The following is a 25,984-nucleotide window of genomic DNA, read 5'->3' on the forward strand; positions in this document are numbered from 1 at the left end:
ACGCGCGAGGGCACTTGCGAGGGCACTTGCGCGCCGGAAACGATGGCATTTTTTTCTCCGCCTATACTCACTTTCGCCTGCGCGGCTCACGCCCAGGCCCCACGCTGCACGCCGAAAAACAAGCATGACATCCGTCGACAACACGGCACGCGATTCACTTCTCGCAACCGCAGTTCTTAAACAAGGTGGGGCCTCTTATGCTAAATCGTGCTTTTGGTGCGGTGCTTTCGTCGTTGTTCATGGCCAGCGCGGCCGTTGCACCGGTCGTCGCGCATGCCGACGACAGCTTCTCGCAGGACGACGGCGGCTCGCATGGCCGTCCGGTCAAGGTGATGATCATTTCGATGTTCGGACCGGAAGGCCAGGTATGGCTCGATCATCTCGGACCGTGGCAGGACATTACGGTCGCCGGTCTGTCTCCTGACTACCCGGCCGTGCACTGCAATCGCCAGGATGTATGCGTGATGACGACGGGCATGGGGCACGCGAATGCCGCCGCGTCGATCATGGCGCTGACGTTCTCGCAGCGTTTCGACCTGCGTCGTACGTACTTCATGGTGGCGGGCATCGCCGGTATCGATCCGGGTCAGGGGACCGTCGGTTCCGCTGCGTGGGCGAACTGGCTCGTCGACTTCGGCATTCAGTGGGAGATCGACGGGCGCGAAATTCCCCAGGGCTGGAACACCGGCTATCTCGGCATCAACACGACGAACCCGACGCAAAAGCCGCCGCTCGACTATCGCACGGAAGTGTTCCAGCTCAATCCGGCGCTCTCGAACGCGGCATACGCGCTGTCGCGCAGCGTGACGCTCTCCGACGACGCGCAGGCGCAAGCCGCCCGCGCCAAATACGGCTATGCGCCCGCGAACCGACCGCCCACCGTCCTCCAGTGCGACACGCTGGCGGGCGATACCTGGTGGTCGGGCACGGACCTCGGCGAGCGCGCGCGGCAATGGACGAAGATCCTGACCGACGGCAAGGGCACCTATTGCACGACGCAGCAGGAAGACAACGCCACGTTCGAGGCGCTCACGCGCGCGGCGACCGTGAAGCGCGTCGACCTGAGCCGCGTCGCGGTGCTGCGTGCGGGTTCGGACTTCGACCGGCCGTATGCGGGCCAGTCGAGCGCCGACAATCTGCTCAACTACGCATCGCAGGGCGGCTTCACGATCGCGATCGACAACCTGTACCTCGCGGGCAATCCGCTCGTGCAGGACATCGTCACGCATTGGGGCGAGTGGCGCGACGGCGTACCCAAGCGGTAGCGCGTTCGCGCGTGCCATCCTGTCTGCCGGGCAAAAGACAGGATGGCAGCACAAACCTTGATGTCCCTTAAACGGCGATCAACTCCCGCACGCCATCCGCATCCATGTTTGCGCCAGCACCGCCCGCCACGATTTCGCCGCGGCTCATCACCCAGTAGCGGTCCGCAATGGCCTTGGCGAAGTCGTAGTACTGCTCGACCAGCAGCACCGTCATGTGCATCTCTTCCACGAGCCTGCGCAGCGTGCGGCCGATGTCCTGGATGATCGAAGGCTGAATGCCTTCGGTAGGCTCATCGAGAATGAGCAATTGCGGATCGCTCATCAGCGCGCGGCCGATGGCGAGCTGCTGCTGCTGGCCGCCTGAGAGGTCGCCGCCACGCCGCGCCTTCATGTCCTTGAGCACGGGAAAGAGTTCGTAGATATGCGCGGGCACGGCGGAAGGCATGCGTTTCTTGCTCGCCGCGCCCACCAGCAGATTCTCTTCGACGCTCAAGCGCGGAAAGATATCGCGCCCTTGCGGCACGTAAGCGAGGCCCTGTGCCACGCGCGCATGTGTGGGCAGCTTCGTGAGCGCCTCGCCGCGCCACGCGATCGCGCCGTTTTTCGTCGGCACGACGCCCATGAGGCAGCGCAGCAGCGTGGTCTTGCCCACGCCGTTGCGCCCGAGCAGCACGGTGAGTTCGCCTTCGGGCACCGTCATCGAGACATTGCGCAGGATGTGGCTGCCGCCGTAATACTGATTCAGCGATTCGATAGTTAGCATGGCTGATATTGTCGATACGGCCTAGCGGCCCAGATACGATTCGATCACCGTTTCGTCGCGCTTGACTTCGTCGAGCGTGCCGTGCGCGAGCACGCTGCCTTCGGCCATCACCGTCACGCGGCCCGTTTCGCCCGCGAGCGCCGCGACGAACTCCATGTCGTGTTCGACCACCATCATCGAGCAGGTGCCGCGCAGGCGGTTGAGCAGGGTGGCGAGTTCCATGGTTTCGTCGTCGGTCATGCCTGCGGCGGGCTCGTCGAGCAGCAGCAGTTGCGGCTTTTGCATGAGCAGCATGCCGATTTCGAGCCGCTGCTTCTGGCCGTGCGAAAGCTCGCCCGCGAGGCGCCGCGCGTCGCTCTCGAGCCGGATCACTTCGAGCGTTTCCTCGATCTTCGCCTGCGCCTCGCGCCCAAGGCGCGCGCGTAGCGTGGCGAACCATCCCTTGTCGGCTTTCATCGCGAGTTCGAGGTTCTCCCATACAGGATGCTGCTCGAACACCGTGGGCTTCTGGAACTTGCGGCCAATGCCCGTGCGCGCGATGGCGGGCTCGTTCATACGCGTGAGGTCGAGCGTCTGGCCGAGGAACACCTTGCCCGAGTCGGGCGAAGTCTTGCCGGTGATGACATCCATCATCGTGGTCTTGCCCGCGCCGTTCGGGCCGATCACGCAGCGCAGCTCGCCCACGTCGATCACGAGCGAAAGCTTGTTGAGCGCGCGAAAACCGTCGAAGCTCACGGTCACGTCTTCCAGGTAGAGGATCGTGCCGTGCGAGATATCGATGGCGCCGGGTTCGACCACGTGCCCGAGCGCCGCCACGCCCGAGAGGGCGAGTTCGTCGTGCTTGAGGGCGTCGTCGAACGGGTTGTGGTTGAGCGGGTCGTTGAGCAGGATATGTCCGTTCATGGGCGTTCGCTCCGCGCCGTGATTCGCGCATGGGTCCGGTCAGTGATCCGGTTCCGGATGAGTTCGATGAGACCCATGATGCCGTTGGGCAGCAGCAGCGGCACGAGCACGAACATCAGGCCGAGGAAGAACAGCCAGTACTCGGCGAAATGCGCGGTGAAGAAGCTCTTCGCGCCGTTCACGGCGAAGGCGCCGATGATCGGCCCGATTAGCGTGCCGCGACCGCCCACGGCCACCCAGATCGCCATTTCAATCGAATTGCCGGGCGACATCTCGCTCGGGTTGATGATGCCGACCTGCGGCACGTAAAGCGCGCCCGCGATTCCGCACAGCACGGCCGAGACGGTCCACACGAACAGCTTGTAGCCGAGCGGGCTGTAGCCGAGAAACATGAGGCGCGTCTCGCCGTCGCGCACGGCGGTCACCACGCGCCCGAGCTTCGAGGTGACGATGGCCCGCGCGCCGAGAAACGCGAGTACGAGCACGGCGAACGTCAGCAGGAACAGCACGGTGCGTGTGCCTGGATGCGTGATCTGCATGCCCGCAATGCGCTTGAAGTCGGTGAAGCCGTTGTTGCCGCCAAAGCCCGTTTCGTTGCGGTAGAACAGCAGCATCGCGGCGAACGTCATGGCCTGCGTGATGATCGAGAGGTAGACGCCTTTCACGCGCGAGCGGAACGTGAAGAAGCCGAACACCCACGCGACCACGGCGGGCACGAGCACGACGAGCAGGAGCGCATACCCGAGATGCTCCGTGCCTTGCCAGTACCACGGCAGCGCGTGCCAGTCGAGAAATACCATGAAGTCGGGCAGGTCGCTGCCGTACTTGCCGTCGTGACCGATTTCGCGCATGAGGTACATGCCGATGGCGTAGCCGCCCAGCGCGAAGAACAGGCCATGACCGAGGCTCAGAATGCCGCAATAGCCCCACACGAGATCGAGCGCGAGCGCCGCGATCGCGTAGCACATGAGCTTGCCGCCCAGCGTCATCGCATAGGCGGAAAGATGCAGCGCGCTCGATTGCGGCAGCACCAGCGCGCAAAGCGGCACGCCCACGCCGATCGCGAGGATCAGCACGATGAGCGCGAGCCATGCGCGCGGCGAGAGCAGGGCGGGGCGCGCGGGCAAGCCGAGGGCGAACGTTTCCGCGTCGCCGCCAGGGCCATGCGATGCGCCCAGCGTGTGACGCGCGGAAGAGGAAGTGACGCTCGTCATGTCATGCCTCCGCGCTGCGGCCCTTGAGGGCGAAAAGCCCCTGCGGACGCTTCTGGATGAAGAGCACGATCAGCACTAGCACGGCGATCTTCGCGAGCACGGCGCCCCAGAACGGCTCGATGGCCTTGGAGACGAGCCCGAGACCAAAGCCGCCGATCACGGTGCCCGCGATCTGTCCGACGCCGCCCAGCACCACGGCCATGAACGAATCGATGATGTAGCTCTGGCCCAGATCGGGACCGACGTTGCCGATCTGCGAGAGCGCGCAGCCGCCGAGGCCCGCCACGCCCGCGCCGAACGCGAAGGCCCATGCATCCACGCGCGCGGTGCGCACGCCCACGCACGCGGCCATGCGGCGGTTTTGCGTGACGGCGCGCACGAAGAGGCCAAGACGCGTTTTCGTGAGCACGGTCCACGCAATGCCCACCACGATCAGCGCGAACGCGAGGATCGCGAGACGGTTGTAAGGCAGGATGAGGTTGGGCATGACGGTCACGCCACCGCTCATCCACGAAGGGTTTTCGACCTGCACGTTCTGCGCGCCGAAGATCATGCGCGTGGCCTGAATGAGAATGAGGCTGATGCCGAACGTGGTGAGCAGCGTTTCGAGCGGGCGGCCGTAAAGATGGCGGATCACGAGCCGCTCGATCACGGCGCCGACGAGCGCCGCGGCGACGAACGAAGCGGGAATCGCGAAGAGCGGATACCAGTCGAACGCGCCGGGCGCATAGCGCTGCACGAGCGTTTGCACGACATAGGTTGCGTACGCACCGATCATGAGGAACTCGCCGTGCGCCATGTTGATGACGCCGATGAGCCCGTAGGTGATGGCAAGACCGAGCGCCGCGAGCAGCAGCACGCTGCCGAGCGACAGGCCCGCGAACAGCGTGCCGAAGATCTCGCTGCGGCGCTGGATCGAATCGAGCGCGTCGATGCCTTGCTGGGCGGCGGCGCGCACGTCGGCATCGGGCTCGTTGTACGCGCCGCTCGCGTTCTTCGCGACGAGCGGGCGCAGCAGTTCGTACATGTCGAGATCGTGCCGCGCCGCGACGAGCTTCGCCGCTTCGAGACGCGTGGCCGTGTTCGGATCGTGCAGCGCCGTCATGGCCCACAGCGTGTCGAGGCGGCGCTTGAGGGCGGGGTCGGTTTCCTTCGCGCGCGCGGCGTCGATCATCGGCTTCATGGCCGGGTCGGGGTTCTTCAGCAGTTCCGCGATGGCGGCGCGGCGCGTTTCCAGGTCAGGCGAGGCGAGTTGCAGGCCCGAGACCGCGCCCGCCACCTTCGAGCGCAAGAGGTTGTTCAGCGTGATGGGCTGGGCGCTCGACGCGGCGTTTGCGGCGACCGGCTTGCCCGTTGCGGCATCGCGCGCAGTGTCGCCATCCTGCACGAGCACTTCGCCGGAATCGGTCGCCGTGACGTTGTCGTCAGCGAGCGCTTTCAGGAGCGCAAGCGAGGCGGCGTCATGCGTGGCGATGAGCTTGTCGATGGCCGCGGATTTCGCGTCGAAGTCGTCGCCGCCAAGCGGCGCGACGTCGGCCGCATCGAGTGCGTGTGCGCCAGTGCAGAGCGCCGAAAAGAGCGCAGCCGCGGCGAGCGCGTGGCGCAAGCCCGCGCGCGCGTACCTCGGGAGTGAGAGAGCCATGATGTTTTCTTTTGGTGCGGACCGCGGCAACGGCCTGGCCGTTACGCCGCGTGTCCGTAGACAGAGCACGCAAGCGCACGCCGCGGTGCGGCGCTTGCGAAGGGCAACGTCAGGCTACGCGCGAGCGGCGCAGGAAGGCGGGCAATGTGGTCGAGGTGACCACGTCAGGCTTGCCTTCGTTGCCGGCGATGAACGGGCTCCACGGTTGCGCGCGGATGGCGGTCTTCGTTTTCCACACCACATTGAACTGACCGTCGCCGCGAATCTCGCCGATCATGACCGGCTTGTGCAGGTGATGGTTGCCGTCCATCGTGAGCGTGAAGCCCGAGGGCGCCGCCACGGTCTGGCCGATCATCGCCACGCGCACCTTGTCGACGTCGGTGCTCTTCGCCTTTTCCACGGCTTGCTTCCACATATGGATGCCCACGAAGGTCGCTTCCATCGGGTCGTTGGTCACGCGCTTGGCGCCGCCGGGCAGGTTGTTCGTCTGCACCCAGGCTTCGAACTGCTCCTTGAACTTCGTGTTGCTTGCGCCTTTCACCGACATGAAGTAATTCCACGCCGCGAGGTGTCCCACGAGCGGCTTCGTGTCGATGCCGCGCAGTTCTTCCTCGCCCACGGAGAACGCGACCACGGGCACGTCGGTCGCCTTGATGCCCTGATTGCCGAGCTCCTTGTAGAACGGCACGTTCGAGTCGCCGTTGATGGTCGAAATGACGGTGGTCTTGCCGCCTTGCGAGAACGTCTTGATGTTCGCGACGATGGTCTGATAGTCGCTATGGCCGAACGGCGTGTAGACCTCCTGAATATCGGTGTCGCTCACGCCCTTCGAGTGCAGGAACGCGCGCAGGATCTTGTTGGTCGTGCGCGGATACACATAGTCCGTACCGAGCAGGAAGAAGCGCTTCGCGCCGCCGCCTTGCGCGCTCATCAGGTATTCGACAGCGGGAATGGCCTGCTGGTTGGGCGCGGCGCCCGTATAGAACACGTTGCGCGACATCTCTTCCCCTTCGTACTGCACGGGGTAGTAGAGCAGGCCGTTCAGTTCCTCGAACACCGGCAGCACCGACTTGCGCGACACCGAGGTCCAGCAGCCGAACACGCACGCCACCTTGTCCTGCGTGAGGAGCTGGCGCGCCTTTTCGGCGAAGAGCGGCCAGTTGGAGGCGGGGTCGACCACCACGGGCTGGATCTGACGCCCCATCACGCCGCCGTTCTTGTTGATGTCGGCAATCGTCATCAACGCGGTGTCTTTCAGTGAGGTCTCCGAAATGGCCATCGTGCCCGAGAGCGAATGCAGGATGCCGACCTTGATCGGCCCGCTGCCGGTGTCCGCGTGCGCGAACGGCATGCGCCCCGCTGCCGCGAGTGCGCCCGACATCGTCCCGAGTTTCAACAGACTGCGACGTTTCATTTTTGTGCCTCTTGTCCGTGAGTGAGTCGTGGGCCGTGGCGCGTGGTGGTTTGTCGTCGTGCGCGCCGCCCGGTGTGTGTGGCCTGTCTTGCGCACACCCTTCTGCAAGCGTTGTGCCAGCGCGAGGGGAAAGCGCGAGGCTTGCCCCATAAGGCACGCGGCGATGCGAGGCGCATCGGTGCACGTGCGGCGGGCGGGCGATTGTGGTGCAGCGAGATGCATGTTCGGGCGCGCTGCATCGTGTCAGTGCGCGCCTGCATGAAGCGGGCCGACCGGGATCGCCGGGCACGCTGCATCGTTGTGCATGAGCGCAACGCTGGTGCTGCGCGAGGTGGACCGCGATGGAACGGAGGGGGAACTGAGTTAGAACTGAGTCGGAACGGAGTCGGAACTGGGCGAGCGGCCCAGAAATGACAAAGGGCGCGGCCTGAGCAGCCGCGCCCCTTCTTTAAGCTGGCGTGCGCCGGCTTAGTACGTGGGCACCTTGGGGTCGACCTGACGCGACCAGGCGTCGATGCCGCCTTGCAGGTTGAACACCTTCGTATGGCCGCGCGATTCGAGGAACATCGCCACCTGGGCGCTGCGCGCGCCGTGGTGGCAAATGCAGACGATCTGCGCCTCGTCGTCCAGCTCCTCGCTGCGCGCGGGGATCTCGCGCATGGGGATCGACGTGCTGCCGGCGATCTTTGCCGTTTCGATTTCCCACGGCTCGCGCACGTCGAGCAGCACGGGGGCCTCGCGGGTGGTGTCGGCAAGCCATTCGGCGAGGGCGGGGGCGGTCAGATTCTGCATGGAAGACTCGATCGGGTAAAAGGCCGGGCAACCATGAAAGACACCCGGCGATACAACAGGTTAGCTGCGCTCAGAACTTGAAGCGCGGCGGATGCACGGCGTTCTGCAGCGCTTCGACATACGTCTCGAACACGCCCGCAATGCGGAACTGCTTCTCGTCGATGCGCGTGATGATCTGCGCTTCCATGACCGGCGCGCCGCCCACGAAAGCGGCGAGACGCCCGCCCACCTTGAGCTGCTCGAGCAGTTCCTGCGGCACGACCGGCAGGCCGCCCGAGACGCAGATCACGTCGTACGGCGCATTCGCGGCCCAGCCGCGCGCGCCGTCGCCGACCACGACTTCGGCGTTCAGCACGCCGTTCTTGACGAAGTTCGCGCGCGCGAATTCGGCGAGTTCCGTATCGATTTCCACGGTCAGCACCTTCTGCGCGCGGTGCGCGAGCAGCGCCGCCATGTAGCCGGAGCCCGCACCGATTTCCAGCACGCTCTCGTGCTTCTTCACCGCGAGTTCCTGCAGCACGCGCGCTTCGACGCGCGGCGCCAGCATGTGCTGGCCGTTCGGCAGCGGCAGTTCGAGGTCGGCGAACGCGAGGGCGGTATAGGCCTCGGGGACGAAATGCTCACGCTTGACGATCGCGAGCAGGTTCAGCACGTCCTGGTCGAGCACTTCCCAGGTGCGAATCTGCTGTTCGATCATGTTGAAACGCGCTTGTTCGATGTTCATGGTGACTCGGCGTTGTGGTCGGGATCGGTTCGTATCAAAGCCCGGCAAAAAAGGCGTCGGGCAATCGGAGAATTGTAGCAAACCGGCTTCCGGCCCGGCCGCGCCGCCGGCAGCGGGCGGGCGTTGCGGGGGCGCTAACGGATCGGTGTTTGTCCTGGCTTCGTGAGCCTTGCGATTTTGCGGTTCTCGTACCAAAAATGTAATCGATTACATCTGGCCGCGCCCGCAGGCCCCGTGCCTGCGCCGCCGCGCCGTTCCGAACCGGTCACGATCGCTTCTCGCCCATGCCCGCTCGCTCGTCCCGATCGCCGCAAGCGCAACACGAAGACGCCAGCGCCAGCGCCGCCGAGCGCGGCGGCTCGATCGCGGCGGTGGCGCAGCGCGCGGGCGTGTCGGTCGCGACGGTCTCGCGCGTGCTCAACGGCCACGCGAACGTGCGCGCCGCGACGCGCGAGCGCGTGCTCACCGAAATCGAGACGAGCGGCTATCGCGTGAACGAACTCGCGCGCAACCTGCGCACCGCCGAAAGCCGCCTGCTGCTGACGATGGTGCCCGACTTCGGCAACCCGTTTTACGCGGAGATCGTGCGCGGCATCGACAGCGTGGCGCGCCAGCACGGCTTTTTCCTGCTGCTGTGCGACACGGGCGCCGACGCCGGCCGCGAGCGCAGCTACTTCGACCTGCTGCGCCGCCACCGCGCGGACGGGGCGATCTGCCTCGACCCGGCCACCGTCCAGCACGCGCTTGCGGCGGAATCGACGGCGCTGCCGTGGGTGGCCTGCTGCGAGTTCGATCCGGACGTGGGCGTGCCGTATGTGGGCATCGACAACTACCGGGCCGCACACGACGCCGTGCGGCATCTGATCGCGCGGGGGCGGCGGCGTGTCGCGCTCATCAACTCCGACGAGCACTATCTGTACGCGCAGCAGCGCCGCGACGGCTGGCGCGATGCGCTCGCCGAAGCGGGCATCGCAGTGCGCGACGCCTGGCGCGTGAACGTGAACTGCCTCGACTACGACGCGGGCGCGCAGGCTGCCGCCGCGCTCATGCAGTTGCCCGCAGGCGAGGCGCCCGACGCGATTTTCGCGGTGTCGGACACGCTCGCGGTGGGCGTGGTCAACGGCTTGCGCGGCGCGGGGCAGCGCGTGCCGCAAGACGTCGCCGTGGTCGGCTTCGACGATATCGCGCTTGCCGCGCAGATCGACCCGCCGCTCACGACGATCGCGCAGCCCATGCGGGAGCTGGGCGAGACGGCTGCGCGGCTGTTGCTGCGGCGTTTCGCCGACCCGCGCGCGAGCGTGCCGGGCGTGCTGTTGCCGCACAGGCTGGTGGTGCGCGAGAGCGGGTGAAGTCGGCAGACGTCAGTGAACACATAGCAGGGGAGACCAGCGGAGCAGAGGCTGACGGCGCGAGCCGTCAGCCAAAACCCGCAGACAAGGCCACTGGAGGAGCGCACGCGCATGAGCGTCGCCGTGAAGTTCAACGACATCCGCAAGGACTTCGGTCCCGTGCGCGTGCTGCACGGCGTGAGCTTCGAGCTTGCGCCGGGGCGCATTCACGGGCTGCTGGGCGAGAACGGCGCGGGCAAGTCCACGCTCATGAAGATCCTCGCGGGCTACGAAGAAGCGAGTGCGGGCGAGATGCTGGTGGACGGCGTGGCGCGCCGCTTCGAAGGCTCGCGGCAAGCCGAGGCCGCCGGCATCGTGCTGATCCACCAGGAGTTCAACCTTGCCGAGCACCTGACGATCGCGCAGAACATTTTCCTCGGCCACGAGAAGCGCAAAGGCTGGCTGGTGGACGACGCCGCCATGCGCCGCGAAGCGCGCGAACTGCTCGCGCAGGTGGGGCTCGCGCGCGACCCGGACGTGAAGGTGCGCGAGCTGATCGTCGCCGAAAAGCAGCTCGTGGAGATCGCCAAGGCGCTCTCGCGCCACGCGCGCCTGCTGATCATGGACGAGCCCACGGCCACGCTCACGCCCGCCGAAACCGCACGGCTTTTCGCGCTGATGACGAAGCTGCGCGCCGCCGGCACGACGCTCGTCTACATCTCGCACAAGCTCGACGAAGTCGAGCGCATCACCGACGACGTGGTCGTGATGCGCGACGGCCGCTTCGTGGCTGCGAGCGCGACGGCGGGGCTCGCGCGCCAGCAGATGGCGAACCTCATGGTGGGCCGCGACGTCTCCGACATGTTTCCGGAGAAAAGCGCAACCAGCGCGGATGCGCCCGTCGCGCTGCGCGTGACGCATCTCGCCGTGCCGGGCTGGGTCGAGGATCTCTCCTTCGAGGTGCGCGCGGGCGAGATTCTCGGCTTCGCGGGGCTCGTGGGCGCGGGGCGCAGCGAGGCGTTCGAGGCGATCGTGGGCTTGCGCCACCGGCACGCGGGCGAGATCGAGATCGACGGCCGCGCCGTGACGTTGCGCCACCCGCGCGACGCAATGCTCCACGGCCTCACGTACCTGAGCGAAGACAGAAAAGGACGCGGCCTGCACATGAACCTCACGCTGCAGGACAACCTCACGCTCATGACGCTCGAGCGCTACGGCCATCCGCTGCTCGACCTCAAGGCGGCCCGCCGCGCGCTGGAAAAAGCGGTGCGCGAATTCGGCATCCGCACCGGCGACCTCGACAGCCGCGCGCGCATGCTCTCGGGCGGCAACCAGCAGAAGCTCGCGCTCGCCAAGTTTCTGCAGCCCGACCCGCGCGTGATCGTGCTCGACGAGCCCACGCGCGGCGTGGACGTGGGCGCGAAACGCGACATCTATTTCCTGATCCAGCGGCTCGCGGCCTCGGGGCGCGCGGTCGTCGTGATTTCGTCCGAACTGGTCGAGCTGATCGGCCTGGCGCATCGCGTGGCCGTGATGCGCGCGGGCCGCCTCGTCGCCACGCTCGGGCGCGAACATCTGAACGAAGAGGAGCTGATCGCTCATGCAACCGGCACCCACTGATGCACCGTCCGAAGGCCGTGGCGCGCGCTCGGCCGCAGCGCGTTTCGTGCATCGGCTCGCGGGCGTCGGGCCGCTCATCGGCCTGATCCTGCTGTGCGTGCTCGGCACGCTGCTGAACCGGGATTTCGCCACCGCCGGCAACCTGCTCAACGTGCTCACGCGCACCTCGTTCATCGGCATCATTTCCGTGGGCATGACGTTCGTGATCATTTCGGGCGGCATCGATCTTTCGGTCGGGTCGATGGCGGCGCTCATCGCGGGCGTGATGATCTGGGTCATGAATACGCTGGCCGCGAGCGAACACGCGTTTGCCCCTTTGGCCATCGTCGCGATCGGCATCGCGATCGCGCTCGTGCTCGGCGCGGTATTCGGGCTCGCGCATGGCTTGCTGATCACGCGCGGGCGCATCGAGCCGTTCATCGTGACGCTCGGCACGCTCGGCATCTTCCGCTCGGTGCTCACGTGGCTCGCCGACGGCGGTGCACTCACGCTGCAAAACAATCTCGTCGATCTGTATGGCCCGGTGTATTACGCGAGCCTCTTCGGCATTCCGGTGCCCGTGTGGGTGTTCGCGCTCACGGCAGCGGGCGGCGCGCTCATTCTGAACCGCACCGCGTTCGGGCGGCACGTGCAGGCGATCGGCTCGAACGAGCAGGTCGCGCGCTATGCCGCGATCCGCGTCGACCGCGTGAAGTGCGCAACCTACGTGCTGCTGGGCGTGTGCGTGGGGGTGGCGACCGTGCTCTATGTGCCGCGCCTCGGCTCCGCCACGCCGACAACGGGTTTGCTGTGGGAACTGGAGGCGATCGCCGCCGTGGTGGTGGGCGGCACGGCGCTCAAGGGCGGCGAAGGCCGCGTGGCGGGCACCGTGGTCGGCGCGGTGTTGCTATCGGTCATCGCGAATATTCTCAATCTCACGAGCATCATCAGCGTGTATCTGAATGCGGCGGTGCAGGGCGTGGCGATCATCGCCGTGGCCTTCCTGCAGCGCGGCAGACGATAAGGATCACGAAACAGATCTGGCAAGGCAGTCGGGAAGTCGAAGGAGGCAGCGAAAACTCAACGCAAGAACGGGCGCGGGCCCGCACGAAAAGGAGACGGCATCATGAAGAAGATGATTCGAACGATGTGTGCGGGCGCGCTGGCGCTCGGCGTGGCGGCGACGGTCGGTGCGGGCGCGGCGCGCGCCGACGACAAGGTCACGCTGGGCGTGGCCATTCCCACCGCCGACCACGGCTTCACGGGCGGCATCGTCTGGTGGGCGAATCAGGCGAAGAAGGATCTGGAGAAGGCGCACCCGGACCTCAAGGTCATCGTCAAGACCGCGGCGAACGCGCCCGATCAGGCGAACCAGTTGCAGGACCTCGTGACCGTCAACAAGATCAACGCACTCGTGATCTTCCCGTATGAATCGGCTTCGCTCACGCAGCCGGTCGCACAGGTAAAGAAGCAGGGCGTGTACGTGACGGTGGTCGATCGCGGCTTGACCGACACGAGCGCGCAGGACGCCTATGTCGCCGGCGACAACACGGCGTTCGGCAAGATCCCCGCCGAATATCTCGCGAAGCAACTGGGCGGCAAGGGCGATATCGTCGCGCTGCGCGGCATTCCCACCACGCTCGACAACGAGCGCTGGACCGCGTTCACGTCGGTGCTGAAGAACTATCCGGACATCAAGATCCTCGACGCGAAGTACGCGAACTGGAACCGCGACGACGCGTTCCGCACGATGCAGGACTACCTCACGCGCTTCAAGCACATCGACGCCGTCTGGGCTGCCGACGACGACATGGCCGTGGGCGTGCTCAAGGCCATCGACCAGGCCAAACGCAACGACATCAAGATCGTGTTCGGCGGCGCGGGATCGAAGGAGATGGTCAAGCGCGTGATGGACGGCGATCCGCTCATCAAGGCCGACGTGTCGTATTCGCCGAAGTTCATCTACGACGCGATCAAGCTTACGGCCGAAGCGCGCTTGCAGGGCAAGTCGCTGCCGCCCACGACGATCATCCCTTCCGTGCTGATCACCAAGGAGAACGCGAAGCAGTTCTACTTCCCTGATTCGCCGTTCTAAGGACGGGGCGTGCGATGAAGACGATCAAAGGCCCGGCCATATTCCTCGCGCAGTTTCTCGGCGACGACGCGCCGTTCGACAGCTTCGGGCACATGGCCGGCTGGGCGGCCCAGCTCGGCTACAAGGGCATCCAGGTGCCCACGGACGCGCGCCTCGTCGATCTCGCGCAGGCGGCGTCGAGCACCGCGTACTGCGACGACCTGCGCCAGCAGGCCGACGACGCGGGCGTGACGATCACCGAGCTTTCCACGCATCTGCAAGGACAGCTCGTGGCCGTGCATCCCGCCTACGACACGCTATTCGACGGCTTCGCGCCGCCGCAGGTGCGGGGCAATCGCGAAGCGCGCACTGCGTGGGCCATCGAGCAGTTGATGCTGGCCGCGCGCGCCTCGAAGAATCTGGGGCTCAGCGCGCACGTGACGTTTTCGGGCGCGCTGGCGTGGCCGTACTTCTATCCGTGGCCGCAGCGGCCGGCGGGTCTCGTCGAAACCGCCTTCGACGAACTCGCGCGCCGCTGGCGGCCGATCCTCGATGCGTTCGACGCGGCGGGCGTGGACGTCTGTTACGAACTGCATCCGGGCGAGGACCTGCACGACGGCGTGACGTTCGAGCGCTTTCTTGCGGCCGTGGACGATCATCCGCGCGCGAACATCCTCTACGACCCGAGCCACTTCGTGCTGCAGCAGCTCGATTACCTTGCGTTCATCGACCTCTATCACACGCGCATCAAGGCCTTTCACGTGAAGGACGCCGAATTCCGCCCCACGGGCAAGCAAGGGGTGTACGGCGGCTACAGCGGATGGGTCGAGCGTGCGGGGCGCTTTCGCTCGCTCGGCGACGGGCAGATCGACTTCGGCGCGATCTTCTCGAAGCTCACGCAGTACGGCTATCCGGGCTGGGCCGTGCTCGAATGGGAATGCGCGCTCAAGCATCCGCACGACGGCGCGCGCGAGGGCGCCGAATTCATCAAACGGCACATCATCCGCGTGGCGGAGCACGCGTTCGACGACTTCGCGGGCAGCGGCGTCGATGCGGCGCAGGTGAAGGGCGTGCTGGGCCTCTGAACGCGTTTCTCACGGGAGCCAGGCAATGACACGAAGACTCAGGCTCGGCATGGTCGGCGGCGGCGAGGGCGCGTTCATCGGCGCCGTGCATCGCATCGCGGCCCGTCTCGACGATTGCTGGGAGCTTGTAGCGGGCGCGCTGTCGTCCGATGCGGCGCGCGCGCAGGCGAGCGCCGAGGCGCTCGGCCTCGCGCGCAGCTATGACCACTGGCGCGAGATGGCGAGCGTGGAAGCCGGGCGCGAGGATGGCATCGACGCGGTGGCCATCGTCACGCCGAACCATCTGCACGCGCCGGTCGCGCATGCATTCATGGATGCGGGCATTCACGTGATCTGCGACAAACCGCTCGCGGTCTCGCTCGCCGAGGGCGAAGCGCTCGCGCAGCACGCGCGCGACGCGAATCTCGTGTTCGCGCTCACCCATACGTATTCGGGTTATCCGCTCGCGCGGCATGCACGTGAGCTGGTGGAGGCGGGCGAGATTGGCGACGTGCGCATCGTGCAGGTCGAGTATGCGCAGGACTGGCTCGCCAACCCTGTCGAGCGCGGCGGCGCGAACCGCCAGGCGGTGTGGCGCACCGATCCGGCGCTCGCGGGGCCGGCGGGGTGTCTGGGCGATATCGGCACGCATGCGTATCAGCTGGCGGCGTTCGTGAGCGCGCTCGTGCCGGAATCACTTGCTGCCGAAGTGCATACCTTCGTGCCGGGCCGCCGCGTGGACGATCACGTTCAGGCCATGCTGCGCTATGCCAACGGCGCGCGCGGCATGTTGTGGGCGAGCCAGGTGGCGAGTGGTGCGGAAAACGCGTTGCGGCTGCGCGTGTATGGCACGAAGGCGGGGCTCGCGTTCGATCAGGAGGAGCCCAACGTGCTGTGGTTCACGCCCCAGGGCGGCGAGGCGCAGCGCCTCACGCGCGGCCGCGTGACGGGGGCGGCCGCGCTGCACGCCACGCGTGTGCCGCCGGGGCATCCGGAAGGCTATCTGGAGGCGTTCGCGCAGCTCTATCGCGACGCCGCCGTGCAGATCCGCGCGCGCGAGGCGGGCGTTGCGGCGCCGCCCGAGAGCCGGCTGCTGACCACGGTCGACGACGGCGTGGAAGGGTTGCGCTTCATCGAGGCCGTGCTGGCGAGCAATAAGGCCGGCGGCGCGTGGTGCAGCATCGTGCGGCCGTGATTGGCCATTCGGATGAATTGAGCGCGCAGGGCCAGGCAACGAAACTTGCGACATGTTTAACCCGCTTCAAAGGTAGCGCATGTCTAACGTCATTCAATTGAATTACACTGCGTATTCGACGAGGCCGGCCTCAAGGCTAACGGCCAAACCAGGGAGTGAGTCGATGAACGCAAACGCATTGGTACAGGTTCGCATCGATCACGCGCTCAAACAGCGCGCGGCCGAAGTGCTCGACAACATGGGGCTCACGGTATCGGACGCCGTGCGCATTCTGCTCACGCGTATTGCGAACGAGGGCGCGTTGCCGTTCGATTTCGCCGTCGATCCGGTGGCGCACGACGCGTGGTTCCGGGCCAAGGTGCGCGAGGCGCTGGAGGACCCGCGGCCGGCAGTAGCAGACGAAGCGGTGGAGGCGCACTTCGCGAAGCGGCGCGCGGCGGTGGCCGGCGAGCCTGAGCGTGCGCGCAAGCGCCAGGCGAAAAGTTGAAGGTATGCTGGTCGCCGTTCGCGCTGGCTGACCGCGAGGCGACATTCAACTTTACGGTGATTAACAGCCCGCGCCGGGCTGTCGTGTGGGACGAGCGGATTTCGGCATCCGTCCGACGGTTACGACTTTTTCCCAACCTTGGCCGGGTCGGCCGCGTGAGCGGCACGCGCGAGCTGGTGGTCGAGTCAACGCCGTTCGTGCTCGCTTACCGGTACGAAAACGAAGCGCTCACGATATTGCGTGTCCTGCACAGCGCGCGCCGCTGGCCGGACACGGTCGACTGAGCGGCGGCAGGGCGCCGCCGCTCGCGCAACTTATTGCCCCAGATACACGAACTTGCCGCCGCGTACCGTGCCCATCACGCTCGCGCGCTGGTCGAGGCCCACGTGGTCTGTCGGGCTCGTGTTGACCATGCCATTGGGCACGACGACTTCGTGCGCGTGCTCCAGTTCGCTGCGTAATGCCACGCGGAACGCTTCCGTGCCCGGCTGCGCGGTCTTGATCGCGCGTGCGACCGCGTCTTGCAAGCGCGGATACACGCCTGCCGCGTCGCCCGCGAACTGCGTGACCGTGCCCGGGCCGTACTTCGCCTCGTAGGCATCGACGAAGGCGAGCGCCGCCTTCTGCGCCGGCTGGTCGGCGGGCAGCGTGCGCGCCACCACCACGGGCTGAGTCGGGAACAGGGTGCCTTCCACGTCCTTGCCGCCGAGCTTGATGAATTCAGGCGTGGCGATGCCGTGCGTCTGGTAAATCGGCCCCTTGTAGCCGCGCTCGATCAGCGTGCGTTGCGGCAGCACGGTCGGCGTGCCTGCGCCGGCAATCAGCATGGCGTCGGGTTTGGCCGCCATCAGCTTGAGGATCTGGCCCGTCACGCTCGCGTCGGTGCGGTTGTAGCGCTCGGTCGCCACGATCTGGATGTTGCGTTCCTTCGCGTACTTCGTGAATTCATTGAGCCAGCTGTCGCCGTAGCTGTCGGCAAAGCCGATGAAGCCCACCGTCTTCACGCCGTGCGCGGCCATGTAGCGCGTCATGACGTCGGCCATGGCGGCGTCGGTCTGCGCCATCTTGAACGCCCACACGCGCGCGCCCTGCTGCGGCTCGACCACCGAGCCCGAGCCGACCAGCGTGATCATCGGCGTCTTGCTTTGCGCCACCGGGTCGAGCGCCGCGAGCGCCGCCGGTGTGATGTTCGGCCCGACGATCACGTCCACGTGATCTTCGTTGATGAGCTTGTGGATGTTGCGCACGGCGGCGCCCGGGTCGGAGCCGTCGTCGAGCACGATGTAGTCGGCCTTCTGTCCCGCGATCGTGTCGGGCCACATCAGCATGGCGTTCTTGCTCGTGATGCCGATGGCGGCTGCCGGACCCGTGCTCGAGAGGTCGATACCGACCTTGATGTCGGCATGCGCGACAGACGCGCAGGCGGCGGCAGCAAGGGCGGCGGCCACGACGAGCGGGCGCAGGGACTGCACGAAAGTAAAGCGCGGCTTCATCCGTTGAATCTCCAGGCGAGAAGTGATGTTGTTGTATTGCGGATTTTGTCTGTTCTTTCTTCCGGCACCGATCCTGCGGCGGGCCGCTACAGCTCGTAAGTCTCGTGCTCGCCCTTGAGCGCCTGCTCGATCAGCTTGCGGTTCAGGCTCGGCGAAAGCAGCTCGACGAGCGTATACACATAGCTGCGCAGGTAAGCACCCTGCTTGAGCGCCACGCGCGTGACATTGCTGCCGAAAAGGTGCCCCACGGGCACCGCGCGCAGGTGCCGGTCGCGCTCGGCATTGAAGGCGATGTCGGCCATGATCCCCACGCCGAGACCCAGCTCGACATAGGTCTTGATCACGTCGGCGTCGATGGCCTCCAGCACGATGTCGGGCGAGAGGCCGCGCAGGCGAAACGCGTCGTTGATCTTGGTGCGCCCGGCGAACGCGTTGTCGTAGGTGATCAGCGGATATTGGGCCAGATCGTCGAGCGAGAGCGGCTTGCGCTCGAGCAGCGGGTGGTCGGGCAGCATCACCGCCACGTGGTGCCAGGTGAAGCAGGGCAGCGACACCAGTTCCTTGTAGCCCGAGATGGCCTCGGTCGCGATACAGAGATCGGCCTGGTCATGGAGCACCATTTCCGCGACCTGCGTGGGGCTGCCTTGCAGGATCGAAAGGTGCACCTTCGGGAAGCGCCGCTTGAACTCGGCAATGGCGGCCGGCAGCGAGTAGCGCGCTTGCGTGTGCGTGGCGGCGATGGTCAGGTTGCCCTGGTCCTGTGCAGCGTAGTCCTTGCCGACGCGCTTCAAGCTTTCCACTTCCTGCAGAATGCGCTCCACCGAGGCGAGGATGATCCGGCCCGGCTCCGTGAGCGAGCGCACGCGCTTGCCATGTCGTGTAAAGATTTCGACCCCAAGCTCGTCCTCCAGCTCGATGATCGCCTTCGAGACGCCCGGCTGGCTCGTATACAGTGCCTTGGCCGCTTCCGTGAGGTTGAAGTTCTGGCGTACGGCCTCGCGGACGAAACGGAACTGGTGCAGGTTCATAGATAACCCTTATAACCTGATTGCATATCGACCTGATTTTTGAGTCGTTTGAAATATAAAGCGAGTTTATTACCATTCCTCCAACTTTTCCAATATGGATATCTGTTTTGGTCATTAGCAAATGACCGGCGCGATTGAAGGCGCGGCCGCCTCGAGCAGGCAAAACAGTGCGGAAAGAACGAAGTCGAGAAGTCGGAGCGCGGCGTAACCGGAACGCCGCGATTGAACCAACCCTGGGGTCCCCGAATGTACCAATACGATCAGTACGACCAGACCATCGTCGACGAACGCGTCGCGCAATATAGCGACCAGGTTCGCCGCCGCCTGTCGGGCGAATTGAGCGAAGAAGAGTTCCGCCCGCTGCGCCTGCAGAACGGCCTGTACTACCAGCGCCATGCCTACATGCACCGCATCGCGATTCCGTACGGCAATCTGCGCAGCGACCAGCTGCGCATGCTCGCCACGATCGCGCGCGAGCACGACCGCGGCTACGGCCACTTCTCGACGCGCTCGAACATCCAGTACAACTGGATCAAGCTCGAAGAAACGCCGGAAATCCTGCGCAAGCTGGCCTCGGTCCAGATGCATGGCATCCAGACGTCGGGCAACTGCATCCGCAACATCACCGCCGACCAGTTCGCGGGCGTCGCGCCCGACGAAGTCGTCGATCCGCGTCCGTGGTCCGAAATCCTGCGTCAGTGGTCGACGTTCCACCCCGAATTCGCGTGGCTGCCGCGCAAGTTCAAGATCGCTGTCTCGGGCACGAAGGAAGACCGCGCCGCCGTGCAGATCCACGACCTGGGCGTCTACCTCGACCGTAACGAGCAGGGCGAAGTCGTCGCGAGCATCCTCGCGGGCGGCGGCCTTGGCCGCACGCCGATCGTCGGCGCCATCATCAAGCGTGACCTGCCGTGGCAGCACCTGCTGACCTACTGCGAAGCCGTGCTGCGCGTGTACAACCGCTACGGCCGCCGCGACAACATGTACAAGGCGCGCATCAAGATTCTCGTGAAGGCGCTCTCGCCGGCGAAGTTCGCCGAGCAGGTCGAAGAAGAGTGGCAGCACCTGAAGGACGGCCCTTCGACGCTCACGCAGGAAGAAGTCGACCGCGTCTCGCAGTACTTCGTGCCGCCGGCGTATGAAAAGATCGCCGACACGGACACGTCGTACGAAAAGCATCTGCTGGAAAACCGCGCCTTCGCGCGCTGGGTCGAGCGCAACGTGCGTCCGCACCGCGTGACGGGCTATGCGTCGGTCACGCTCTCGCTCAAGCCGCGCGACATCGCGCCGGGCGACGCCACCGACGCACAGATGCAAGCCGTGGCCGACTGGGCCGACGAGTACTCGTTCGGCCAGATCCGCGTCTCGCACGAGCAGAACCTGATTCTCGCAGACGTGAAGAAGCGCGACCTCTTCGCGCTGTGGGAAAAGGCGAAGGCGCAAGGTTTCGCGACGGCGAACATCGGCCTGTTGACCGACATCATCGCGTGCCCGGGCGGCGACTTCTGCTCGCTCGCCAATGCGAAGTCGATCCCCATCGCGCTGGCGATCCAGGAACGTTTCGACAACCTCGACTTCGTCTACGACCTCGGCGACCTGTCGCTCAATATCTCGGGTTGCATGAACTCGTGCGGTCACCACCACGTCGGCAACATCGGCATTCTGGGCGTGGATAAGGACGGCTCGGAGTGGTATCAAGTGTCGCTCGGCGGCGAGCAGGGCAACGGCGCCAACGGCGCACGCCTTGGCCGTGTGATCGGACCGTCGTTCTCGGCGGAAGAAATGCCCGACGTGATCCAGAAGGTGGTCGACACGTTCGTCGAGCTGCGCATCGACGGCGAGCGCTTCATCGACACGTACGACCGCGTCGGCATCACGCCGTTCAAGGAGCGCGTGTACGCATCGCGCCAGCCGGCCCACGCTTAACCGCACGCAACGAGAGACGAGATTCGAGCAATGGCATTGATCATCAAAAACCGCGAGATCGTTGAAGACAACTGGCAAGTCGTGCGTGCGGCCGAAGACGGCGCGCTGCCCGAGGTGTCGGCGCTGCCCGCAGGCAAGGTGCTGGTTCCGCTCGCTTACTGGCAGGCGCAGCGCGACGCGCTCGTCGCCTCGCGCGGCAAGGACGAACTCGGCGTGTGGCTCGCGCCGGACAGCGAACCGGCCGATATCGCCGCCGACTTCGACAAGCTCGCGCTGATCGGCGTGGATTTCCCCGTGTTCCGCGATGGCCGCGGGTTTTCGATCGGCCGTCTGCTGCGCGAGCGCTATGGTTACAAGGGCGAGCTGCGCGCGATCGGCGACGTGCTGCGCGACCAGCTGCGCTTTCACGAGCGCTGCGGCTTCGATGCGTTCGCCGTGCGCGCCGACAAGGACATCCACGACGCGCTCAAGGCGTTCACCGAGTTCACGGTGCAATACCAGGGCGCGTTCGACGAGCCGTCGCCGCTGTTCCGCCGCCGTCTGGCACAACAAGGCGCAGCAGCATGAGCACCGCTTTGACAACCCCAGCGACCGAAATCACGGCTGACCTGCAGGCGAAAATCGAGCGCCTCGATGCGCTGCTCGATTCGATCGCCGCGCGTCACGCCAGCGTGAAGCTGGCCAGCAGCCTCGCAGCCGAAGACATGCTGCTCACCCACGCGATTCTTTCGCGCGGCGTGAAAATCGGCATCTTCTCGCTGAACACGGGCCGTTTGCACGCGGAAACGCTCGGCATGCTCGACGCAGTGCGCGAGCGCTACGGCTACGAGATCGAGCAGTTTCATCCGCAACAGGACGCGGTGGACGAGTACGTCGCCCAGCACGGCCTGAACGCGTTCTACGAGAGCGTGGACCTGCGCAAGCGCTGCTGCGAAATCCGCAAGGTCGAGCCGCTGAACCGCGCGCTTTCTGGCGTCTCCGCCTGGGTCACGGGCCAGCGCCGCGAGCAGTCGGTCACGCGCGCGGAACTGCACGAGGAAGAACGCGACGAAGCGCGCAACATCGACAAGTTCAATCCGCTCGCGGACTGGACCGAAGCCGATGTCTGGGCTTATCTGGGCGCCTTCGAGGTGCCGGTGAACCCGCTGCACGCACGCGGCTACCCGAGCATCGGCTGCGAGCCCTGTACGCGCGCCATCCGTCCCGGCGAGGACAGCCGCGCCGGCCGCTGGTGGTGGGAGTCGCGCGACACGAAGGAATGTGGCTTGCACATCACGTCCGTGTCAGCCATTCCGGTCGTCGAAGTGTCGTCGATCCGCCCGGCGAACTAAGATTGAGTTTTGCCGCGCCGTCGTGAAGACCGGCGCGCTACCGTATACCGAGTACCGCATGCCCCGTAAAAGGGGTGCGAATAAAGGAAGGATCCGAACATGAGCACCACGCTCGACTCAGCAGTGAACGCGCCGCTCCAGGTCACGGCGAACCGCATGGACCATCTCGACTGGCTCGAAGCCGAGTCGATCCACATCCTGCGTGAACTCGTCGCCGAATGCAGCAAGCCGGCGCTGCTGTTCTCGGGCGGCAAGGATTCGGTCGTCGTGCTGGCGCTCGCACTGAAGGCGTTCGGCCTTGGCGCGAACCGCAAGACCGCGCTGCCGTTCCCGCTCGTGCACATCGACACGGGTCACAACTACGAGGAAGTGATCGACTTCCGCGATCGCCGCGCAGCCGAAATCGGCGCGGAACTCGTGGTCGGCCATGTGGAAGATTCGATCAAGAAGGGCACCGTCCGCCTGCGCCGCGAAACCGATTCGCGCAACGCCGCGCAAGCGGTCACGCTGCTCGAAACGATCGAGCAATACGGCTACACGGCGATGATCGGCGGTGCGCGCCGCGACGAAGAGAAGGCCCGCGCGAAAGAACGCATCTTCTCGTTCCGCGACGAATTCGGCCAATGGGACCCGAAGGCACAGCGCCCGGAACTGTGGAGCCTCTACAACGCGCGCCTGCACAACGGCGAGCACCTGCGCGTGTTCCCGATCTCGAACTGGACGGAACTGGATGTGTGGCAGTACATCGAGCGCGAGAAGCTCGAGCTGCCGTCGATCTACTACGCGCACCAGCGCGAGATCGTGCGCCGCAACGGCCTGCTCGTGCCGGTCACGCCGCTCACGCCGATGAAGGAAGGCGAAGTCAGCGAAATGGCGCAGGTGCGCTTCCGCACGGTGGGCGACATCAGCTGCACGTGCCCGGTGGCGAGCGACGCGGACAACGTCGAGAAGATCATCGCCGAGACGGCCGTGACCGAGATCACGGAACGCGGCGCGACGCGCATGGACGACCAGGCGTCGGAAGCGGCGATGGAACAGCGCAAGAAGCAAGGTTATTTCTAAAGAGCACGCGAGAGGAAAGATTAGACATGGTTACGACGCATCAACCTGAAGACCTCGGCGTGCTGCGCTTCATCACGGCGGGCAGCGTGGACGACGGCAAGAGCACGCTGATCGGCCGACTGCTGTACGACAGCAAGGCGGTTCTCTCGGATCAGCTCTCGGCGCTTTCGCGCGCGAAGAACAAGCGCACGGTGGGCGACGAGATCGACCTGTCGCTGCTCACCGACGGCCTCGAAGCCGAGCGCGAGCAGGGCATCACGATCGACGTGGCGTACCGTTACTTCGCCACGGCCAAGCGCAAGTTCATCATCGCGGATACCCCTGGCCACGAGCAGTACACGCGCAACATGGTCACGGGCGCTTCCACGGCGCACGCCGCGATCATTCTGATCGACCCCACGCGTGTGACGGTCGAGAACGGCGTCACGCAATTGCTGCCGCAAACCAAGCGCCACAGCGCCATCGTCAAGCTGCTGGGCCTGCAGCACGTGATCGTCGCGATCAACAAGATGGATCTGGTCGAATACAGCGAAGCCACGTTCAATCTGATCCGCGAAGCGTATGTCGCGCTCGCGCGCCAGCTCGGCCTCAATGACGTGCGCTTCGTGCCGGTCTCGGCGCTCAAGGGCGACAACATCGTGGCCGCGAGCGAGCGCATGCCCTGGTACGCGGGCGAGCCGCTGCTCGACGTGCTCGAGCAACTGCCGGTCGCGCAGGCCACGGGTGAAGCGCTGCGCTTCCCGGTGCAGTGGGTCGCGCGCCAGGACGGCTCCAGCGCCGACGACTTCCGCGGTTACATGGGCCGCGTCGAAGCGGGCGAAGTGAAGCTCGGCGACGCCATCACGGTGCTGCCGGCTGGCCGCAGCGCAACGGTGGCCGAAATCATCGCGCCGGTGCCGGGCGGCACGGCGCAGGTCGACCGCGCGTTCGCGGGCCAGACCGTCACGATTCGTCTGACCGAAGACGTGGACGTCTCGCGCGGCGACACCTTCGTGCCGGCGTCGGACAGCGCGCAGCCGGCGAAGAAGCTCGAAGCGGACCTCTGCTGGTTCGACGACGAGCCGCTCTCGCCGCAGCGCAAGTACCTGCTCAAGCAGACCACGAGCACGGTGTTCGCGAAGATCGGCGCGGTCAAGCAGGTGCTCGACGTGCATACGCTCTCGCATGCCACCGACCGCCACGAACTCGCGATGAACGATATCGGCCGCGTGGCGCTCTCGCTGCAGAAGCCGCTCGTCTGCGACCTGTATGATGCGAATCCTGGCACCGGCGCGTTCGTGCTGATCGACGAGGCGACGCATCACACGGTGGCCGCGGGCATGATCCGCGCGTTCTCGGCCTAAGGCGTCGCGCGACGTTGCGGCCGCGCGCGGCCGCAATAATGGATTCGAAGCAAATGGGTAAGGTATATCTGATCGGCGCGGGACCGGGCGCAGCGGACCTCATCACGGTGCGCGGCGCGCGGCTGCTCGCGAGCGCCGACGTCGTGCTGCACGACGCGCTCGTCGAGCCGGCCATGCTCGAGTACGCGCCGCCAACCGCGAAGTTCATCGCGGTCGGCAAGCGCTGCGGGCAGCGTTCCACGGCGCAGCACTTCATCAACAAGCAACTCGTCGACGCCGCGCGTGAGCATGGCGTGGTCGTGCGCCTGAAGGGCGGCGACCCGATGCTGTTCGGCCGTGCCGACGAGGAAATGCGCGCGCTCGAAGCGGCCGGCATCGACTTCGAAGTCGTGCCGGGCATCACGGCGGCGCTCGCCAGCGCGGCGACGCTGCAACGTTCGCTGACGCTGCGCGGCGTGGCCCGCAGTGTTGCGCTCGCCACGTATTCGCGCGCGGCGGGCAGCGAGGAGATTCGCGAGCAGGTCAACGCCGATTCGCTCGTGTTCTACATGGGCCGCGACAGCGCGCCCGAGATCGCGCGCCAGCTCATCGAGGCGGGCCGCGCGGGCGCCACGCCGGTGGCGATCGTCGAAGCTTGCAGCACCGCGCGCGAGCGCACGCTCACGCTGACGCTCGCGGGCCTCGAAGCGGGCGAGGCGCAGGACTGGCTCGACCCGGCGCAGCCAAGCCTGCTGATGATCGGCGATGCGTTCGCCGAACGCGCAGGGCAGGCGCAGCGCGAAGATGAAGCACAGGGCGATCGCCAAAACCGCCGCGCCGCCGCCTGAGCGTCACGCGATCAAGGCCAGGAAAGCAAAACGGGCTCGCTGAAAGGCGAGCCCGTTTTTTTATGCGTGAGCGTTGTTAGTCGTGTTCGTTGTCGATGCAAAAGCGCACGATCGCGTCGAGCACCGCGTCGTCCTCGCCGACGGCGCCCGCGCAACGCAGGCGCACACCCGGATGTTCGCTCTGGCATTGCGCAATCAGCGCGGGCAGGTCGCGCCGCACGTGGCCGCCCTGGCCGAAGAACACGGGTATGACCGTGATCGTGTCGCAGCCCGCCGTGACCTGTGAGGCGATGGCATCAGGCAGGCTCGGGGCCATGAGTTCCAGGAAGGCGAGGCTGACCGGACCCGCATCGCCGCGCACGGCGGCGAGCTTTGCGGCCAGGCGCTGAAACGGCTCTTGCCAGCGCGCGTCGCGCGCGCCGTGGCCGAAGAGGATCATGCCGTGCGTGCCCATGCTTGCGAGCCTGTGCGAATCAGCGAATTGGACGAGCTAGCGGACGAGGGCGCCCG

Annotated in this window: 25 protein-coding genes; 15 read left to right on the plus strand and 10 right to left on the minus strand. The window is 66.0% G+C overall.

What is annotated here, in order from left to right:
* Positions 1–197: 197 nt before the first annotated feature.
* A complete protein-coding gene (locus tag U5A58_RS08975; protein ID WP_321961177.1) occupies positions 198–1,265 on the plus strand; it encodes a purine nucleoside permease in 1,068 nt (355 codons plus the stop codon).
* A 67-nt stretch (positions 1,266–1,332) separates the two neighbouring features.
* Here the strand turns inward: U5A58_RS08975 and urtE are convergent, their stop codons facing one another.
* The 7 genes from urtE to U5A58_RS09010 all read right to left on the minus strand — a co-directional run bounded on the left by urtE (position 1,333) and on the right by U5A58_RS09010 (position 8,717).
* Positions 1,333–2,028, minus strand: a complete 696-nt coding sequence (urtE, locus tag U5A58_RS08980; RefSeq protein ID WP_321912799.1) for an urea ABC transporter ATP-binding subunit UrtE — start codon at positions 2,026–2,028, stop codon at positions 1,333–1,335.
* Positions 2,029–2,049: 21 nt separating this feature from the next.
* Positions 2,050–2,931 carry an urea ABC transporter ATP-binding protein UrtD gene (gene urtD / locus U5A58_RS08985; RefSeq protein ID WP_321961178.1) on the minus strand — a complete coding sequence of 294 codons (882 nt, stop codon included), beginning with the start codon at positions 2,929–2,931 and terminating at the stop codon, positions 2,050–2,052.
* Complete coding sequence (gene urtC, locus U5A58_RS08990) at positions 2,928–4,145, minus strand: urea ABC transporter permease subunit UrtC (RefSeq protein ID WP_321961179.1); 1,218 nt, start codon at positions 4,143–4,145, stop codon at positions 2,928–2,930. The genes urtD and urtC overlap by 4 nt, the downstream gene beginning before the upstream one ends.
* A gap of 1 nt (position 4,146) precedes the next feature.
* On the minus strand, positions 4,147–5,787 hold the full coding sequence (gene urtB, locus U5A58_RS08995; protein ID WP_321961180.1) for an urea ABC transporter permease subunit UrtB: 1,641 nt from the start codon (positions 5,785–5,787) through the stop codon (positions 4,147–4,149).
* Positions 5,788–5,896: 109 nt separating this feature from the next.
* Positions 5,897–7,201 (minus strand): urea ABC transporter substrate-binding protein, encoded by a 1,305-nt coding sequence (gene urtA, locus U5A58_RS09000; protein ID WP_321961181.1) that lies wholly within the window; start codon positions 7,199–7,201, stop codon positions 5,897–5,899.
* 468 nt (positions 7,202–7,669) lie between these two features.
* Positions 7,670–7,993, minus strand: a complete 324-nt coding sequence (locus U5A58_RS09005) for a rhodanese-like domain-containing protein (RefSeq protein ID WP_158757209.1) — start codon at positions 7,991–7,993, stop codon at positions 7,670–7,672.
* A 70-nt stretch (positions 7,994–8,063) separates the two neighbouring features.
* Complete coding sequence (locus tag U5A58_RS09010; RefSeq protein ID WP_321912788.1) at positions 8,064–8,717, minus strand: protein-L-isoaspartate O-methyltransferase; 654 nt, start codon at positions 8,715–8,717, stop codon at positions 8,064–8,066.
* Positions 8,718–9,001: 284 nt separating this feature from the next.
* Here U5A58_RS09010 and U5A58_RS09015 point away from each other — a divergent pair, with 284 nt between their 5' ends.
* From U5A58_RS09015 to U5A58_RS09050, 8 genes are all read left to right on the plus strand, one after another.
* Positions 9,002–10,066, plus strand: coding sequence for a LacI family DNA-binding transcriptional regulator (locus U5A58_RS09015; protein ID WP_321961182.1), 1,065 nt, complete (start codon positions 9,002–9,004; stop codon positions 10,064–10,066).
* Positions 10,067–10,177: 111 nt separating this feature from the next.
* Complete coding sequence (locus tag U5A58_RS09020) at positions 10,178–11,665, plus strand: sugar ABC transporter ATP-binding protein (protein WP_321961183.1); 1,488 nt, start codon at positions 10,178–10,180, stop codon at positions 11,663–11,665.
* On the plus strand, positions 11,646–12,668 hold the full coding sequence (locus tag U5A58_RS09025) for an ABC transporter permease (protein WP_321961184.1): 1,023 nt from the start codon (positions 11,646–11,648) through the stop codon (positions 12,666–12,668). Before U5A58_RS09020 ends, U5A58_RS09025 begins: the two co-directional genes overlap by 20 nt.
* Before the next feature lie 102 nt (positions 12,669–12,770).
* Positions 12,771–13,739 carry a substrate-binding domain-containing protein gene (locus U5A58_RS09030; protein ID WP_321936458.1) on the plus strand — a complete coding sequence of 323 codons (969 nt, stop codon included), beginning with the start codon at positions 12,771–12,773 and terminating at the stop codon, positions 13,737–13,739.
* Positions 13,740–13,753: 14 nt separating this feature from the next.
* A complete protein-coding gene (locus tag U5A58_RS09035) occupies positions 13,754–14,803 on the plus strand; it encodes a sugar phosphate isomerase/epimerase family protein (protein ID WP_321961185.1) in 1,050 nt (349 codons plus the stop codon).
* A gap of 25 nt (positions 14,804–14,828) precedes the next feature.
* On the plus strand, positions 14,829–15,977 hold the full coding sequence (locus U5A58_RS09040) for a Gfo/Idh/MocA family oxidoreductase (protein WP_321961186.1): 1,149 nt from the start codon (positions 14,829–14,831) through the stop codon (positions 15,975–15,977).
* 163 nt (positions 15,978–16,140) lie between these two features.
* Positions 16,141–16,464 carry a type II toxin-antitoxin system RelB/DinJ family antitoxin gene (locus U5A58_RS09045; protein ID WP_321912776.1) on the plus strand — a complete coding sequence of 108 codons (324 nt, stop codon included), beginning with the start codon at positions 16,141–16,143 and terminating at the stop codon, positions 16,462–16,464.
* Positions 16,461–16,748, plus strand: a complete 288-nt coding sequence (locus tag U5A58_RS09050; RefSeq protein WP_321961187.1) for a type II toxin-antitoxin system RelE/ParE family toxin — start codon at positions 16,461–16,463, stop codon at positions 16,746–16,748. The genes U5A58_RS09045 and U5A58_RS09050 overlap by 4 nt, the downstream gene beginning before the upstream one ends.
* Before the next feature lie 30 nt (positions 16,749–16,778).
* Here the strand turns inward: U5A58_RS09050 and U5A58_RS09055 are convergent, their stop codons facing one another.
* Both U5A58_RS09055 and U5A58_RS09060 read right to left on the minus strand, forming a co-directional pair.
* Entirely contained in the window at positions 16,779–17,957 is a 1,179-nt protein-coding gene (locus U5A58_RS09055) for an ABC transporter substrate-binding protein (RefSeq protein WP_321961188.1), read from the minus strand.
* Between the two features lie 86 nt (positions 17,958–18,043).
* Positions 18,044–18,985: a CysB family HTH-type transcriptional regulator gene (locus U5A58_RS09060; RefSeq protein ID WP_321912771.1), complete on the minus strand. Its 942-nt coding sequence runs from the start codon at positions 18,983–18,985 to the stop codon at positions 18,044–18,046.
* 246 nt (positions 18,986–19,231) lie between these two features.
* On the opposite strand from U5A58_RS09060, the gene U5A58_RS09065 reads away from it, so the two are divergent.
* The 6 genes from U5A58_RS09065 to cobA all read left to right on the plus strand — a co-directional run bounded on the left by U5A58_RS09065 (position 19,232) and on the right by cobA (position 25,474).
* A complete protein-coding gene (locus U5A58_RS09065) occupies positions 19,232–20,911 on the plus strand; it encodes a nitrite/sulfite reductase (protein WP_321912770.1) in 1,680 nt (559 codons plus the stop codon).
* 30 nt (positions 20,912–20,941) lie between these two features.
* Positions 20,942–21,478: a DUF934 domain-containing protein gene (locus U5A58_RS09070; RefSeq protein WP_321936461.1), complete on the plus strand. Its 537-nt coding sequence runs from the start codon at positions 20,942–20,944 to the stop codon at positions 21,476–21,478.
* The gene (locus U5A58_RS09075) at positions 21,475–22,242 is read left to right on the plus strand and encodes a phosphoadenylyl-sulfate reductase (RefSeq protein WP_321936462.1); all 768 of its coding nucleotides are present in this window, start codon (positions 21,475–21,477) and stop codon (positions 22,240–22,242) included. Before U5A58_RS09070 ends, U5A58_RS09075 begins: the two co-directional genes overlap by 4 nt.
* Positions 22,243–22,341: 99 nt before the next feature.
* Positions 22,342–23,304 (plus strand): sulfate adenylyltransferase subunit CysD, encoded by a 963-nt coding sequence (cysD, locus tag U5A58_RS09080; protein ID WP_321912767.1) that lies wholly within the window; start codon positions 22,342–22,344, stop codon positions 23,302–23,304.
* Between the two features lie 26 nt (positions 23,305–23,330).
* Positions 23,331–24,647, plus strand: a complete 1,317-nt coding sequence (locus tag U5A58_RS09085) for a sulfate adenylyltransferase subunit 1 (RefSeq protein ID WP_321961189.1) — start codon at positions 23,331–23,333, stop codon at positions 24,645–24,647.
* Between the two features lie 53 nt (positions 24,648–24,700).
* A complete protein-coding gene (gene cobA / locus U5A58_RS09090) occupies positions 24,701–25,474 on the plus strand; it encodes a uroporphyrinogen-III C-methyltransferase (RefSeq protein WP_321936464.1) in 774 nt (257 codons plus the stop codon).
* 76 nt (positions 25,475–25,550) lie between these two features.
* Here cobA and U5A58_RS09095 read toward each other — a convergent pair whose 3' ends face one another.
* Positions 25,551–25,928 (minus strand): CbiX/SirB N-terminal domain-containing protein, encoded by a 378-nt coding sequence (locus U5A58_RS09095; protein WP_321961190.1) that lies wholly within the window; start codon positions 25,926–25,928, stop codon positions 25,551–25,553.
* Positions 25,929–25,984 lie beyond the last annotated feature (56 nt).

Source organism: Paraburkholderia sp. J7 (genome assembly GCF_905220155.1).
In the GTDB taxonomy this organism is placed as follows: domain Bacteria; phylum Pseudomonadota; class Gammaproteobacteria; order Burkholderiales; family Burkholderiaceae; genus Paraburkholderia.

Excerpts from the sequence above, each read along its gene's own strand:
- U5A58_RS08975 (WP_321961177.1), top strand. The coding sequence starts at position 198 with ATGCTAAATCGTGCTTTTGGTGCGGTGCTTTCGTCGTTGTTCATGGCC.
- urtE (WP_321912799.1), bottom strand. The coding sequence starts at position 2,028 with ATGCTAACTATCGAATCGCTGAATCAGTATTACGGCGGCAGCCACATC.
- urtD (WP_321961178.1), bottom strand. The coding sequence starts at position 2,931 with ATGAACGGACATATCCTGCTCAACGACCCGCTCAACCACAACCCGTTC.
- urtC (WP_321961179.1), bottom strand. The coding sequence starts at position 4,145 with ATGACGAGCGTCACTTCCTCTTCCGCGCGTCACACGCTGGGCGCATCG.
- urtB (WP_321961180.1), bottom strand. The coding sequence starts at position 5,787 with ATGGCTCTCTCACTCCCGAGGTACGCGCGCGCGGGCTTGCGCCACGCG.
- urtA (WP_321961181.1), bottom strand. The coding sequence starts at position 7,201 with ATGAAACGTCGCAGTCTGTTGAAACTCGGGACGATGTCGGGCGCACTC.
- U5A58_RS09005 (WP_158757209.1), bottom strand. The coding sequence starts at position 7,993 with ATGCAGAATCTGACCGCCCCCGCCCTCGCCGAATGGCTTGCCGACACC.
- U5A58_RS09010 (WP_321912788.1), bottom strand. The coding sequence starts at position 8,717 with ATGAACATCGAACAAGCGCGTTTCAACATGATCGAACAGCAGATTCGC.
- U5A58_RS09015 (WP_321961182.1), top strand. The coding sequence starts at position 9,002 with ATGCCCGCTCGCTCGTCCCGATCGCCGCAAGCGCAACACGAAGACGCC.
- U5A58_RS09020 (WP_321961183.1), top strand. The coding sequence starts at position 10,178 with ATGAGCGTCGCCGTGAAGTTCAACGACATCCGCAAGGACTTCGGTCCC.
- U5A58_RS09025 (WP_321961184.1), top strand. The coding sequence starts at position 11,646 with ATGCAACCGGCACCCACTGATGCACCGTCCGAAGGCCGTGGCGCGCGC.
- U5A58_RS09030 (WP_321936458.1), top strand. The coding sequence starts at position 12,771 with ATGAAGAAGATGATTCGAACGATGTGTGCGGGCGCGCTGGCGCTCGGC.
- U5A58_RS09035 (WP_321961185.1), top strand. The coding sequence starts at position 13,754 with ATGAAGACGATCAAAGGCCCGGCCATATTCCTCGCGCAGTTTCTCGGC.
- U5A58_RS09040 (WP_321961186.1), top strand. The coding sequence starts at position 14,829 with ATGACACGAAGACTCAGGCTCGGCATGGTCGGCGGCGGCGAGGGCGCG.
- U5A58_RS09045 (WP_321912776.1), top strand. The coding sequence starts at position 16,141 with ATGAACGCAAACGCATTGGTACAGGTTCGCATCGATCACGCGCTCAAA.
- U5A58_RS09055 (WP_321961188.1), bottom strand. The coding sequence starts at position 17,957 with ATGAAGCCGCGCTTTACTTTCGTGCAGTCCCTGCGCCCGCTCGTCGTG.
- U5A58_RS09060 (WP_321912771.1), bottom strand. The coding sequence starts at position 18,985 with ATGAACCTGCACCAGTTCCGTTTCGTCCGCGAGGCCGTACGCCAGAAC.
- U5A58_RS09065 (WP_321912770.1), top strand. The coding sequence starts at position 19,232 with ATGTACCAATACGATCAGTACGACCAGACCATCGTCGACGAACGCGTC.
- U5A58_RS09070 (WP_321936461.1), top strand. The coding sequence starts at position 20,942 with ATGGCATTGATCATCAAAAACCGCGAGATCGTTGAAGACAACTGGCAA.
- U5A58_RS09075 (WP_321936462.1), top strand. The coding sequence starts at position 21,475 with ATGAGCACCGCTTTGACAACCCCAGCGACCGAAATCACGGCTGACCTG.
- cysD (WP_321912767.1), top strand. The coding sequence starts at position 22,342 with ATGAGCACCACGCTCGACTCAGCAGTGAACGCGCCGCTCCAGGTCACG.
- U5A58_RS09085 (WP_321961189.1), top strand. The coding sequence starts at position 23,331 with ATGGTTACGACGCATCAACCTGAAGACCTCGGCGTGCTGCGCTTCATC.
- cobA (WP_321936464.1), top strand. The coding sequence starts at position 24,701 with ATGGGTAAGGTATATCTGATCGGCGCGGGACCGGGCGCAGCGGACCTC.
- U5A58_RS09095 (WP_321961190.1), bottom strand. The coding sequence starts at position 25,928 with ATGGGCACGCACGGCATGATCCTCTTCGGCCACGGCGCGCGCGACGCG.